General features: G+C 70.5%; 5 protein-coding genes, 1 tRNA gene and 1 rRNA gene. 6 read left to right on the top strand and 1 reads right to left on the bottom strand.

Features of this window, described 5'->3' with window-relative positions; translation table 11 throughout:
* From rrf to ACFWIA_RS32295, 3 genes are all read left to right on the top strand, one after another.
* Nucleotides 1-92: ribosomal RNA gene (gene rrf, locus ACFWIA_RS32305) — 5S ribosomal RNA — on the top strand; the annotation flags it as partial.
* 115 nt (nucleotides 93-207) lie between these two features.
* Nucleotides 208-921, top strand: coding sequence for a DegT/DnrJ/EryC1/StrS family aminotransferase (locus ACFWIA_RS32300; RefSeq protein WP_387010811.1), 714 nt, complete (start codon nucleotides 208-210; stop codon nucleotides 919-921).
* 79 nt (nucleotides 922-1,000) lie between these two features.
* Nucleotides 1,001-1,073, top strand: a tRNA-Thr gene (locus ACFWIA_RS32295).
* 62 nt (nucleotides 1,074-1,135) lie between these two features.
* On the opposite strand, the gene ACFWIA_RS32290 is transcribed toward ACFWIA_RS32295, so the two are convergent.
* On the bottom strand, nucleotides 1,136-3,808 hold the full coding sequence (locus ACFWIA_RS32290; RefSeq protein ID WP_387010810.1) for a SpoIIE family protein phosphatase: 2,673 nt from the start codon (nucleotides 3,806-3,808) through the stop codon (nucleotides 1,136-1,138).
* Nucleotides 3,809-4,075: 267 nt separating this feature from the next.
* Here ACFWIA_RS32290 and ACFWIA_RS32285 point away from each other — a divergent pair, with 267 nt between their 5' ends.
* From ACFWIA_RS32285 to ACFWIA_RS32275, 3 genes are all read left to right on the top strand, one after another.
* Nucleotides 4,076-9,625, top strand: a complete 5,550-nt coding sequence (locus ACFWIA_RS32285; RefSeq protein ID WP_387010809.1) for a HAMP domain-containing protein — start codon at nucleotides 4,076-4,078, stop codon at nucleotides 9,623-9,625.
* 261 nt (nucleotides 9,626-9,886) lie between these two features.
* On the top strand, nucleotides 9,887-10,561 hold the full coding sequence (locus tag ACFWIA_RS32280; RefSeq protein WP_387010808.1) for a two-component system response regulator: 675 nt from the start codon (nucleotides 9,887-9,889) through the stop codon (nucleotides 10,559-10,561).
* Between the two features lie 548 nt (nucleotides 10,562-11,109).
* A complete protein-coding gene (locus tag ACFWIA_RS32275) occupies nucleotides 11,110-13,878 on the top strand; it encodes a DNA translocase FtsK (RefSeq protein WP_387010807.1) in 2,769 nt (922 codons plus the stop codon).
* Nucleotides 13,879-14,208: the final 330 nt, after the last annotated feature.

Here is a 14,208-nt window from a genome sequence, read left to right as displayed (position 1 = left end):
CGCCCGGTTACATTCCGAACCCGGAAGCTAAGCCTCACAGCGCCGATGGTACTGCAGGGGGGACCCTGTGGGAGAGTAGGACGCCGCCGAACAAATTGTGAAGAGAAGGAGTGGTTCCCAGGCCTTAGGGTCGGGGAACCACTCCTTTTTTGTTTTGAGTGGTGTTGCCGTCACCGGCCGTTCATGTCGTGGCGCGAGCATCGCCGCATGGGGACAGCTGCGATGTTGCGTGCCGCCGGTGTCGGAGCGGGAGACGAGGTCGTCGTACCGGCCTTCGACGACGGCGGGGCGGCCCGGGCGGTGGTGGCGGCCGGGTCGGTGCCCGTCTTCGCCGACATCGACCCGACGACGTACTGCCTCGACGCGGACCGGGTGGACGCCGTGGTGGGTCCACGGACCGCGGCCGTCGTCCTGGTGCACCGGTTCGGGCGGCCGGCGGCCACCGGGCCGCTCACCGAACTCGGCCGGCGCCGCGGGCTCCTCCTGCTCCAGCAGCAGGAGGAGGGCGACGAGGGCGCCGACGAGGAGCACGAGGTGGCCGGACGCCGGTTGCACGCACGGTATTTCGACGGGCGACTGAGGGGCGTTCGCGTTCCCGAGGGCAGCGCGGGGCACACCTACCGGCAGTACGTGGTCCGGGTGCCCGGCAACGGACGGCCCGACCGGGACGCGTACGCACGGGTGTTGCGGGCCCGGGGCGTGGACTGCCGCGTACCGGTGCCGACCCCCGTCCACCGGCTGCCCGCGTACCGGCGGAGCGTGGTCCTGCCGGAAACCGAACGGGCCGCGGACGAGACGCTGGCCCTTCCCCTGGGCGACGGACTCACGCGCCGTGAGGCGCGCCGGATCGTCTCCGTGTGCAACTCGCTCGGTGACGTCGTGCGGCCCGCTCCCGCCGCCTGGCTGGCCGCTGCCTTCTGAACGCGGAAGCGGTGTGGAGCACCCCCGTGTTCGGGGTATGATCTATTCCGTTGCAAGGCGGGAAACCGCAGAGCGACAGGCCCCTATAGCTCAGTCGGTAGAGCGTCTCCATGGTAAGGAGAAGGTCAACGGTTCGATTCCGTTTGGGGGCTCAGCGAGACGAAGGGGGAAGGCCCCGGCCGTGAGGGCCGGGGCCTTTTCCGTGCCCGGGGCCCTACACGTCCAGGCCCGGGACGCGCATCACGAGGATCGCCATGTCGTCGGAGGGCGCGGCGCTCGCGAAGCGGTCCACCGCGCGCATCACCCGGGCCGCCACCGCGCCCGCGGTGAGCCCGGTGGAGGAGGCCAGGACCTCCGTGAGACCGTCGTCCCCCAGCATGCGCGTCCCCTCGCGGCGCTCGGTGACCCCGTCCGTGACGCACAGCAGGACGTCGCCGGGGTCGAGGGTGACGGTCTGCTCGTACAGCTCCAGGTCCTCCATCACGCCGAGCAGTGGCTGGGGTTCGGCGGCGGCCTCCACGGTGCCGTCCTGACGTAGCCGCAGCGGGAGCGGGTGGCCCGCGCAGACGACCTTCAGGACCGCGCTGCCGTCCTCCTGGGGCCACAGCTCCCCGTACAGCAGGGTGAGGAAGCGGCTGCGGGCGCCCTCGTCGAGGATCGCCGCGTTCAGCCGCTCCAGGACCGCGGGGCCGCCGAAGCCCTCCCGGGCCAACAGCCGTAGGGCGTGCCGGGCGAGACCGGTCACCGCGGCGGCCTCCGGGCCCGTGCCGCAGACGTCCCCGATCGCGAAGCCGTAGGCGCCGTCCCGGATCGGGAAGAGGTCGTAGAAGTCGCCGCCGACCTCGTTGCCCTCACCGGCGGCGCGGTAGATGACCTCCACCTCGACGCCGGGGATCTCGGGCGTCTGCGGGGGCAGCAAGCTGCGCTGGAGCGACTGGCTGATGGCCGTGCGCTCCGAGTACAGGCGGGCGTTGTCGAGGGCGAGGGCCGCTCGACGGGACAGGTCTTCGGCGAGTTCCAGGATCTCCTGGCGGAAGTGGTCGTCGGCGGGTCGGCCGAGGGTGAGCATGCCGATGACGCGGTTGCGGGCGACCAGGGGGAGGACCACGGTCTCGCCGCCGGCCGCGCCGTGTCCGGAGAGCGCGCCGCGGTCGGCGTCGGCGGCCTCCTGGGCGGCGCGACCCGGTGCGTGCCAGACCCGGGCGCCCGGGGCGGGGACGGGATCCGGCGGGGCGATGCGGGCCAGGAGTTCCTTGAGGCCGTCGATGCGGTCCTCGTCCTCGTGGAGCACGAACGACAGATAGGGGTCCGAAGCCTGGTCGGCGATCGTGTAGACCGCGCACCAGGTGGCCAGCGTGGGGACCGTCATCTGGGCCATCAGGGCGAGCGTCTGGTCGCGGTCCAGGGTGCCCGCCAGCAGGTCGGACGCTTCGACGAGGAAGCTCAGGGACCCGCGGCGCAGTCGTTCGAGTTCGCCGAGGCGGGCGGACTCCACGGCGAGGGCGATGCGGTCGGCGGCGAACTGGAGCCGCAGGGCCTCCTCGTTGGAGTAGCGGTCGGGGGATTCCGCGGCCACGCCGAGGGAGCCGGTGAGACGGCCCTCGACCTTCAGCGGGACCGTGACGACCGAGCGCATGCCCGTGCCGTGGAGCAGGGGGACGGCGCCCGGGACGACCGACAGGTCCTCGTGGACCGCCGGCATCCGGGCGGAGCCGTAACGTCCGGGGCCGGCCTCGACGGGGACGCGGGCGAAGCGCTGGCGGGCGGAGGGCAGCCCGGTGGAGGCACGGACCTCCAGCTCCGTCTCGTCGTCCGTGGCGAGCAGCAGGAACGCGGCGTCGGCGTCCAACATGTCGCGGGCGCGTTCGACGGTGCGTTGGAGGAGGCCGTCGAGGTCGTCGGGGGCGGGGGAGCCGATGAACACCTCGAACGGGTCGGCGGGGCCGGACTCGGCCGCGGAGCCCGTGTCGGGCGCCGGGACGCGTACGGGTGTCTGGATCACGGCGCGTTCGTGGTCCCGGACGAGGAGGCAGACCGTGGACGGTTCGCCCTCGGTGTCGCGGACGCGCAGGTGCGAGGCGTAGACGGGGACGACCCGGCCGGTGGCACTGCGGATGCCGTAGCTGCCCTCCCAGCGGGAGAGCTGGAGGGCCTCGACGATGCCGGTGCTGGTGCCGGGGGTGTGGGGCCAGGCGGCGAGGTCGGTGAGCGGTTTGCCGATGACGTGTTCGGCGCGGTGGCCGAAGAGTTCCCCGGCGTCCTCGTTCCAGGCGTTGACGGCGCCCGCGCCGTCGACCTGGAGCACCGCGACCCTGACCCGGCCGTCGGTGACCGGGAGCAGGCCGGTGGGGAGGTGCGGGCCCGCGGTGCGGGTGCCGACGGGGCGGTCGGGCAACTCCATCTGGAACCACACCCGTTTGTGGGTGGGCGTGTACTCGACGCCCCAGCGGCCGGCGAGCGCGGCGCAGAGCTGGAGTCCCCGGCCGCCCTCGCGGTCGGGGCTGCGCAGGGCGGCGTGGGCCTGCTGGAGCGGGATCTCACGTTCCGGGTAGCGGTCGGACACCTCGATGCGGACCGTGTCGCCGGAACGCAGACACTGCACTTCGGCCGAGGTACCCGCGTGGATCACCGCATTGGTGACGAGTTCGCTGGTCAGGACGACGGCGTCGTCGATGACGTCGGCGAACCCCCAGCCCTGGAGCGTGTCCCGGACGAAGGAACGGGCCGTGGCCACGGACCGGCTCGCGGGTGGGAATGCGGCTGCCGCGCGCGCGGTGATCACAGAACTCCTCGTCCGGTTTTCGACGTGCCGTGCTTCCCCGTCGTCGGCCTGGTGGGGCCGGGGGTCCGGGGATTGCCCCCCGGGCAGTTGCAGTCCGGTGGTCATGCTGGGGCCGCCCTCCGATGCCCGCTCGTACTCTTGCCACCGTCCTGGCCGGGCGGACCGGGTGGGTGGACAGCCGCATGCCAGGTTACTTACCTTCGCGGTCCATGCGGATGCCGCCCGAGGGAGTTTCCGCCCCCAGGGGGGTACGGGCGGAGGTTGTGCGAAGCTGCCGAACTGTTATGGCCTGGTTCCGTCGGGGTGAAACACTGGGCAGGCTTCATGAAGACGGTCCAATGAACGAGGTCGACCCCTGCGGGAGGGATCACGGTGGAGTCTGGCGCGTCGGCGCGTGGCACCAGCACGCGCGCGAAGGGCGGACAGCCCGTGAGGAAGGCGCGTTCAGCGCACCGGGGGACGACGGCCGTCCAGACGGCGGAGCTGCACCGTCTGCTGGCGGCGTTGGAGTCGATGCGGGACGGGAACTTCCGCAAGCGGCTCCCGGTCACCGGCGACGACGTCCTCGCGGAGATCGCAGCCGCCTTCAACGAGGTCGCCGAGCGCAATCTCCACCTCACGGGTGAACTGGCGCGGGTCCGTCGGATGGTCGGACGTGAGGGAAAGATCACAGAGCGGCTGGACCCGGGTCCGTGCGAGGGCTCCTGGGCGACCGCGATCAACGCGTCGAACGCCCTGGTCGACGATCTGGTGCGGCCGGTGTCCGAGGTGGGCCGGGTGCTGTCCGCGGTCGCCGAGGGGGACCTGGACCAGCGGATGGAGCTGCGTCCCCCCGGTGCGAACGGGGCGGGGCCGCAGTTGCGCGGTGAGTTCCTGAAGGTCGGGCGCACGGTCAACAACCTGGTCGACCAGTTGTCGACGTTCACCGACGAGGTCACCCGGGTGGCCAGCGAGGTGGGGACCGAGGGCAAGCTCGGCGGGCAGGCCAGGGTCCGCGGGATGTCCGGGTCGTGGAAGGACCTGACGGACTCCGTCAACACGATGGCGGACCGGCTGACGGCCCAGGTGCGGGACATCGCGCTGGTGACGACGGCGGTGGCCAAGGGGGACCTGTCCCGCAAGGTCACCGTGCACGTCGACGGTGAGATGTTGGAGCTGAAGAACACCGTCAACACGATGGTGGATCAATTGTCCTCGTTCTCGTCCGAGGTGACCCGCGTTGCGCGCGAGGTCGGTACCGAGGGCGAGTTGGGCGGGCAGGCCAGGGTGCCGGGTGTCGCGGGCGTCTGGAAGGACCTGACGGACTCCGTCAACCTGATGGCTGGCAACCTCACCGCGCAGGTCCGCGGCATCGCCCAGGTGACGACGGCGGTGGCGAGCGGTGACCTGTCGCAGAAGGTGACGGTGAGCGCGCGCGGCGAGGTGGCGCAGCTCGCCGAGACGATCAACCAGATGACCGAGACGCTGCGGACGTTCGCCGACGAGGTCACGCGGGTCGCCAACGAGGTCGGTGCGGAGGGCCGGCTCGGCGGTCAGGCCCAGGTGCCGGGCGCCGCGGGCACCTGGAAGGACCTCACGGACTCCGTCAACACGGTGTTCCGCAACCTGACGACGCAGGTGCGGGACATCGCCGCGGTGACGACGGCGGTCGCCAACGGTGACCTGTCGCAGAAGGTCACCGTCGACGTGGCGGGGGAGATGCTGGAGCTGAAGAACACCGTGAACACCATGGTGGATCAGCTCTCCGGGTTCGGAGCGGAGGTCACGCGGGTCGCGCGTGAGGTCGGCGTCGAGGGTGAACTCGGTGGTCAGGCGCATGTGCAGGGTGCGGCCGGTACCTGGAAGGACCTGACGGACTCCGTCAACACGGCGTTCCGCAACCTCACCGGTCAGGTGCGCAACATCGCGCAGGTGACGACGGCGGTCGCCAACGGTGACCTGTCGCAGAAGGTCACCGTCGACGTCTCCGGCGAGATGCTCCAGTTGAAGAACACCGTCAACACGATGGTGGACCAGCTGTCGAGCTTCGCCGACCAGGTCACGCGGATGGCCCGGGACGTCGGTACGGAGGGGCGGCTCGGGGGACAGGCGCGCGTCGACGGGGTCAGCGGCACCTGGAAGGAGCTCACGGACTCCGTCAACTTCATGGCCGGGAACCTCACCTCCCAGGTGAGGCAGATCGCCCAGGTGACGACGGCGGTGGCGCGGGGTGACCTGTCGCAGAAGATCGACGTGGATGCGCGGGGCGAGATCCTGGAGTTGAAGAACACCATCAACACGATGGTGGACCAGCTGTCCGCGTTCGCCGATCAGGTGACCCGGGTGTCGCGGGACGTGGGCACCGAGGGCAGGCTCGGCGGGCAGGCCCAGGTGCCGGGCGTCGCGGGGGTCTGGCGGGACCTCACCGACTCCGTGAACAGCATGGCGGGCAATCTGACCACCCAGGTCCGCAACATCGCGCAGGTCGCCACGGCGGTGGCGCGGGGTGACCTGTCGCAGAAGATCGACGTGGATGCGCGGGGCGAGATCCTGGAGTTGAAGAACACCCTCAACACGATGGTGGACCAGCTCTCGAACTTCGCGGAGCAGGTGACCATGGTCGCGCGCGAGGTGGGCACGGAGGGCATCCTCGGCGGTCAGGCCGAGGTGCAGGGGGTGTCGGGGACCTGGAAGGACCTCACCCAGTCCGTCAACTTCATGGCGAACAACCTCACCATCCAGGTGCGCAGCATCGCCGAGGTGACGACGGCGGTGGCCCGGGGTGATCTCTCGAAGAAGATCACGGTGGACGCCAAGGGCGAGATCCTGGAGCTGGTCACCACCGTCAACACGATGGTGGACCAGTTGTCGAACTTCGCCGAGCAGGTGACCCGGGTGGCCCGTGAGGTGGGCACGGAGGGCAACCTCGGCGGTCAGGCCCGGGTGCCCGGGGTCACCGGCATCTGGAAGGACCTCAGCGACAACGTCAACCTGATGGCCAACAACCTGACCAGTCAGGTGCGGAACATCTCGCAGGTCTCCGCGGCCGTCGCCAACGGCGACCTGACCAAGAAGGTCACGGTGGAGGCGCGCGGCGAGGTGGCGCAGCTGGCCGACACCGTCAACACCATGGTGACCACGCTGTCGTCGTTCGCGGACGAGGTGACCCGGGTGGCCCGTGAGGTGGGCACCGACGGCATCCTGGGCGGTCAGGCCCGGGTGCCAGGCGTCTCGGGCACCTGGAAGGACCTCACCGAGTCGGTGAACTCGATGGCGTCCAACCTGACCGGCCAGGTCCGCAACATCGCCATGGTCACCACGGCGATCGCGAAGGGCGATCTCACCAAGAAGATCGACATCGACGCGCGCGGCGAGATCCTCGAACTCAAGACGACCATCAACACGATGGTGGACCAGCTGTCCTCGTTCGCCGAGGAGGTCACCCGGGTCGCCCGTGAGGTGGGGACGGAGGGCCAGCTCGGTGGTCAGGCGCGGGTGCGTGACGTCGACGGCACCTGGCGGGACCTCACCGAGTCGGTGAACGAGATGGCCGGCAACCTGACCCGTCAGGTGCGTGCCATCGCCGCGGTCGCCACGGCGGTGACCCGTGGGGACCTCAATCTGAAGATCGACGTGGATGCGGCGGGAGAGATCCAGGACCTCCAGGACAACATCAACACGATGATCGCGAACCTCCGGGACACGACCATCGCCAACAAGGAGCAGGACTGGCTCAAGGGCAACCTGGCGCGCATCTCGGGTCTGATGCAGGGGCGTCGTGACCTGGACGACGTGGCCGGGCTGATCATGAGCGAGTTGACCCCGGTGGTGTCCGCGCAGCACGGCGCGTTCTTCCTGGCGGTGGCGGACGACGGTCAGGACCTGGTGGCCGCGCAGGAGGACGGGCGGGACGGCTACGAGCTGCGGATGCTCGGCTCGTACGGCTATTCGATGGGGACGATGCCGACCTCGTTCCGGCCCGGTGAGACGCTGATCGGGACGGCGGCGAAGGAGCGGCGGACGATCCTGGTGGAGAACGTCCCGCCCGGCTATCTGAAGATCTCCTCCGGGCTGGGCGAGGCGCCGCCCGCGCACGTGATCGTGTTGCCGGTGCTGTTCGAGGGGACGGTGCTGGGGGTGATCGAGCTGGCGGCGTTCCAGCAGTTCACGCACATCCAGAAGGACTTCCTCAACCAGATCGCCGAGATGATCGCGACGAGCGTCAACACGATCAGCGTCAACACCAAGACGGAGGTCCTGCTCGAACAGTCGCAGGAGCTGACCGAGCAACTGCGCGAGCGGTCGGCTGAGTTGGAGAACCGGCAGAAGGCGCTCCAGGAGTCCAACGAGGAGCTGGAGGAGAAGGCCGAACTGCTGGCCCGGCAGAACCGTGACATCGAGGTGAAGAACACCGAGATCGAAGAGGCCCGCCAGGTGCTGGAGGAGCGCGCCGAACAGCTCGCGGTGTCGATGCGGTACAAGTCCGAGTTCCTGGCCAACATGTCGCACGAGCTGCGGACCCCGCTCAACTCGCTGCTGATCCTGGCCAAGTTGCTCGCGGACAACGCCGACACCAACCTCACGCCGAAGCAGGTGGAGTTCGCCGAAACGATCCACGGCGCCGGTTCGGACCTGCTCCAGCTCATCAACGACATCCTCGACCTGTCGAAGGTCGAGGCGGGCAAGATGGACGTCTCGCCGACCCGCATCGCCCTGGTGCAGCTCGTCGACTACGTGGAGGCCACCTTCCGCCCGCTCACCGCGGAGAAGGGCTTGGACTTCTCGGTCCGGGTCTCGCCGGAGCTGCCCGCGACCTTGCACACCGACGAGCAGCGGCTGCTCCAGGTGCTGCGCAACCTGCTGTCGAACGCGGTGAAGTTCACCGATTCGGGTGCCGTCGAACTGGTGATCCGGACCGCGGGGGCGGACGTGCCGGTCGCCATCCGGGAACAACTCCTGGAGTCGGGTTCCCTCACCGACGCGGACGCCGACCTGATCGCGTTCTCGGTCGCCGACACCGGCATCGGGATCGCCTCCGGCAAGATGCGGGTGATCTTCGAGGCGTTCAAGCAGGCCGACGGGACGACCAGTCGCAAGTACGGCGGCACGGGGCTGGGTCTGTCGATCAGTCGGGAGATCGCCCGGCTCCTCGGCGGTGAGATCCACGCGGCCAGCGAACCGGGGCGCGGCTCCACGTTCACGCTCTACCTGCCGCTGCACCCGAGCGGTCTGCCGCCGCACGGGTACGGTCAACTGCCGTCCGCGGGCGAGCCGGGCGCGGCCCTGGAGTCCGGGGCGAAGCAGTCGGCCGTCATGGACACGCCGCCGGAGGTGCGCTCGTACCGGGACGCGCAGAACGGTCCCGCCGCCAACTTCCGCCGGCGTCGCCGGCCGGCGACGCCCGTCCAGGACGCGGCGCCGCGTCCCGCACTGCCCGCGCCCGCACAGCCGGCGCCCCCCGTGGACCGTTCGGCCCGTGCCGGCGGCGGCGCGGGGAGCGGACGGGGTGCGGAGACGGACTACGACCTGGCCGCGCAGGACGGCACGGAGCGGCGGAACTTCGGGTTCGACGGGGAGAAGGTCCTCATCGTCGACGACGACATCCGCAACGTGTTCGCGTTGACCAGCGTCCTGGAGCAGCACGGTCTGTCGGTGCTGTACGCGGAGAACGGACGGGAGGGCATCGAGGTCCTCGAACAGCACGACGACGTGACCCTGGTGCTGATGGACATCATGATGCCGGAGATGGACGGCTACGCCACGACCACGGCGATCCGTCGGATGCCGCAGTTCGCCGGACTGCCCATCATCGCGCTGACCGCGAAGGCCATGAAGGGCGACCGGGAGAAGGCGATCGACTCCGGCGCGTCCGACTACGTAACGAAACCGGTCGACCCTGACTACTTGCTGACCGTGATGGAGCAGTGGATGCGCGACGAGTGAACGGATGCGGGAGGGGCCGAAAGGCTTGTCCCACCGCCAAGTTACGCTGACGGACTGTGGCCGATCCCGTGTAGAAGTGCGGGATTCGGGGAACCTTCTGGTCCCCCGCGACGTTTCTGCTACGTGCACAGTGACATCGCGGTGACAGGGTGTGGCGATAGGCGGGGTGCGGCTACCATGACCGGCACAAGAACGGACGGCGCAACAGAGTCGTCCCCTGGGGCGGCGCCCGGTGCACTGCCGGGACGAGGAGGACGGGCGATGGTCCAGAAGGCCAAGATCCTCCTGGTCGATGACCGGCCGGAGAATCTGCTGGCGCTGGAGGCCATCCTCTCCGCGCTCGATCAGACGCTGGTGCGGGCATCGTCCGGGGAGGAAGCGCTCAAAGCACTGCTCACGGACGACTTCGCGGTCATCCTGTTGGACGTCCAGATGCCGGGCATGGACGGCTTCGAGACCGCGGCGCACATCAAGCGGCGGGAGCGGACGAGGGACATCCCGATCATCTTCCTCACCGCGATCAACCACGGTCCGCACCACACCTTCCGCGGTTACGCGGCCGGCGCCGTGGACTACATCTCCAAGCCGTTCGACCCGTGGGTGCTCCGTGCGAAGGTGTCGGTCTTCGTCGAGCTGTACATGAAGAACTGTCAACTGCGTGAGCAGGCCGCCTTGCTGCGGCTCCAGCTCGAAGGCGGCGGCTCGGGCAACGGCAAGGAACCCGCGGGGCTGCTCGCCGAGCTGTCGGCGCGGCTCGCGGCCGTGGAGGAGCAGGCCGAGGCCCTGTCCAAGCAACTCGACGACGACGCGGGCGACGCCGCCGCCGTGGCGACCGCCGCCCACCTCGAACGCAAGCTGACCGGCTTGCGCAGGGCGCTCGACGCGCTGGAGCCCGGCACGGGAGCCGGGACGGCCTCGCTGCCCTCCCAGAGCTGAGTCCCGTTCCACCAGCGATGTCCCGGGGTGACCGCCGGCCCGTGCGCCGGGTGTCCGCTGGTGCGCTGCCGGCCGGGTGGTGCGGCGCAGGTGCGTACGCGGGGCGTGTTCCCGGTACCGCGCGCTTCCTGCGCGCGGGGGTTACTGGCGTACGGCTGACCTACGTCGATGTCGCGGGAGCGCACGGTGCGACGGGTGGGTGCGCCGGGGCGCGCTGCATCCGTGGTGGTGATGTGTGACCGGTGGCGTGCGGGACTGCGCGGACCTGTGGGGTCGTGAGGAGAGGTCAGCGGCGCCGGGGGTGGGGAGAACTGGTCCCTGTTGTGCGTTCGTGGGACACCCGGGGCGGTTCCCCGGGCTTGAAGGGACCTCACCAGAGCCATGAAGGGACCTCACCAGGGCCTTGAGAGGGCATCGCCGGGGCCTTGAGGGGGCATCAGCGGCACCGCCCACCGAGGCGTCAAGGCCCGTCCGACGCAGCCACGACACGAACGGGTGAAGCTGCACGGCGCGTGTCCCCCGTGTCCCACACCGGTAACCTCACACCCATGGCCTCACGTCAGCCCTCAGCCAAGAAGTCGCCCGCCAAGAAGGCGGCAGCACCGGCGAAGGTCCCGGCGAAGAAGGCCGCGGCCCCCCGCAAGCCGCCACCGAAGAAGGCCCCGGCGAAGAAGCCGGCCGCCAAGGCGCCCACCAAGAAGCCGGCCGGCCGCAGGCCCGCGCCCAAGCCCGCCCCGAAGCCGGCCCCGAGCCCGACCGGCGGCCTCTACCGCCTCGTCCGGGCCCTGTGGCTGGGCACCGCCCGTACGGTGGGAGCGATGTTCCGGGGCGTGGGTCGCGGGGCCAAGGGCCTCGACCCGGCCCACCGCAAGGACGGCCTCGCCCTGCTGCTCCTGGGCCTCGCGCTGATCGTCGCCGCGGGCACTTGGTCGAACCTCCGCGGGCCCGTCGGCGACCTGGTGGAAATGCTGGTCACCGGCGCGTTCGGCCGCCTCGACCTGCTGGTGCCGATACTGCTCGCGGTCGTCGCGGTGCGCCTCATCCGCCATCCGGAGCAGCCCGACGCCAACGGTCGGATCGTCATCGGACTGTCCGCCCTCGTCGTCGGCGTCCTCGGTCAGGTGCACGTCGCGTGCGGCTCGCCCGCCCGCAGCGAGGGCATGCAGGCGATAAGGGACGCCGGTGGACTGGTCGGCTGGGGCGCGGCGACCCCGTTGACGTACACGATGAGCGAGGTGCTCGCCGTACCGCTGCTGGTGCTGCTCACCGTGTTCGGCGTGCTCGTCGTCACCGCGACCCCGGTCAACGCGATCCCGCGACGGCTGCGGCAACTCGGGGTGCGGCTCGGCCTCGTGGAGCCCGCCGAGGACTACGCGGCCCGGGAAGCGGACGACGACGAACGGTACGAGGAGCAGTGGCGCGAGGCGCTGCCGGGGCGCTCCGGGCGGCGGACGGGGGCGCCGGGGGAGTACGACCCGGAGCGGGCCGAGGACGCGGCCCTCACCCGCCGGCGCAGGCCCCGTAGGCAGCCCGCGCTCCCCGCCGACCTGGACGGCCGCGCGGACCCGGTGGACGTGGCCGCCGCCGCTGCCGCGGCGTTGGACGGCGCCGTGCTGAACGGGGTGCCGGCCTCGCCCCTGGTCGCCGACCTCACCCAGGGCGTCACCGTGGACCGCGACCCCGAGCCGACCCCGTCCGTGCCCCCCGCGCGGGGGCGCGAAACGGCGCCGCCGGGCGCCCGCCCGGGCAAGCCCGGCGCACCGGTGCCCGATCTGACCAAGTCCGCCCCCGAGGTCCACCGGGAGCTGCCGCCGCGCGCGGAACAGTTGCAACTGCGCGGCGACATCACGTACTCCCTGCCCTCCCTCGACCTGTTGGAGCGCGGTGGCCCCGGCAAGGCGCGCAGCGCCGCGAACGACGCCGTGGTGGCCTCGCTCACCACCGTGTTCACGGAGTTCAAGGTCGACGCGGCCGTCACCGGTTTCACCCGGGGGCCGACGGTCACCCGCTACGAGGTCGAGCTCGGACCCGCCGTCAAGGTCGAGCGGATCACGGCGCTCACCAAGAACATCGCCTACGCCGTCGCCAGCCCCGACGTGCGGATCATCAGCCCGATCCCCGGCAAGTCCGCGGTCGGCATCGAGATCCCGAACACCGACCGGGAGATGGTCAACCTCGGTGACGTGCTGCGGCTGGCCGACGCGGCGGAGGACGACCACCCGATGCTCGTCGCGCTCGGCAAGGACGTCGAGGGCGGCTACGTGATGGCCAACCTGGCGAAGATGCCGCACATCCTGGTGGCCGGCGCCACCGGATCCGGCAAGTCGTCGTGCATCAACTGTCTGATCACCTCGGTCATGGTGCGGGCGACGCCCGAGGACGTCCGCATGGTGCTGGTCGACCCCAAGCGCGTGGAGCTGACCGCCTACGAGGGCATCCCGCACCTGATCACGCCGATCATCACCAACCCCAAGCGCGCCGCCGAGGCCCTCCAGTGGGTCGTCCGGGAGATGGACCTGCGGTACGACGACCTGGCCGCCTTCGGGTTCCGGCACATCGACGACTTCAACGCCGCCATACGGAGCGGCAAGGTCACGGCGCCGGAGGGCAGCGAGCGCGAGCTCCAGCCCTACCCGTACCTGCTGGTGATCGTGGACGAGCTGGCCGACCTGATGATGGTCGCCCCCCGGGACGTCGAGGACGCCATCGTCCGCATCACCCAGCTCGCCCGGGCGGCGGGCATCCACCTGGTGCTCGCGACCCAGCGGCCCTCGGTGGACGTGGTCACCGGGCTGATCAAGGCGAACGTGCCCTCGCGGCTGGCGTTCGCCACCTCCTCGCTGGCGGACAGCCGGGTCATCCTGGACCAGCCGGGCGCGGAGAAGCTCATCGGCAAGGGCGACGGCCTCTTCCTCCCGATGGGCGCCAACAAGCCGACCCGCATGCAGGGCGCCTTCGTCACCGAGGACGAGGTCGCCGAGGTGGTGCGGCACTGCAAGGAGCAGATGACCCCCGTGTTCCGCGAGGACGTGGTGGTCGGGGGCAAGCAGAAGAAGGAGATCGACGAGGACATCGGGGACGACCTCGACCTGCTCTGCCAGGCCGCCGAACTGGTCGTGTCCACCCAGTTCGGCTCCACCTCGATGCTCCAGCGCAAGCTGCGCGTCGGCTTCGCGAAGGCGGGTCGTCTGATGGACCTGATGGAGTCGCGGAACATCGTGGGCCCCAGCGAGGGGTCCAAGGCACGTGACGTTCTCGTGAAGTCCGACGAGCTGAACGGGGTGCTGGCGGTGATCCGGGGGGAAGCTGGCGACTAGCGGGCCCCGGGTTCCGACGCTCGGCACCCGCGGAAACGCGACACGCCCAACTCCCCCCGAACGGAGGGGGCGCTCCGCAACGGCCTCCTGCGGGGCACTCGCCCGTTCGGGGGGGCGGTTCCCCTCGGTTCTCACCCGTTCGGGGGCGCAGGGCAACCGTTTCCCCACGGCGTTCGTCAAGTTGAGGGGAGGGACAACCAGCACCTCGGCTCCTGCGGGTGGGCGGCCGTCGCCGCACCGTGCAAATGGCGTACAAAGTCGTACCGACCGGTTGCCCCACTCTTTCGTACCCCCCCTAGACTGAACCTCCAGCAGGTGGCTCACGCTCGA

Source organism: Streptomyces sp. NPDC127068 (genome assembly GCF_042724695.1).
In the GTDB taxonomy this organism is placed as follows: domain Bacteria; phylum Actinomycetota; class Actinomycetes; order Streptomycetales; family Streptomycetaceae; genus Streptomyces.
The sequence above is the reverse complement of the archived record's forward strand: the minus strand, read 5'-3'. Positions and strand labels throughout refer to the sequence as shown.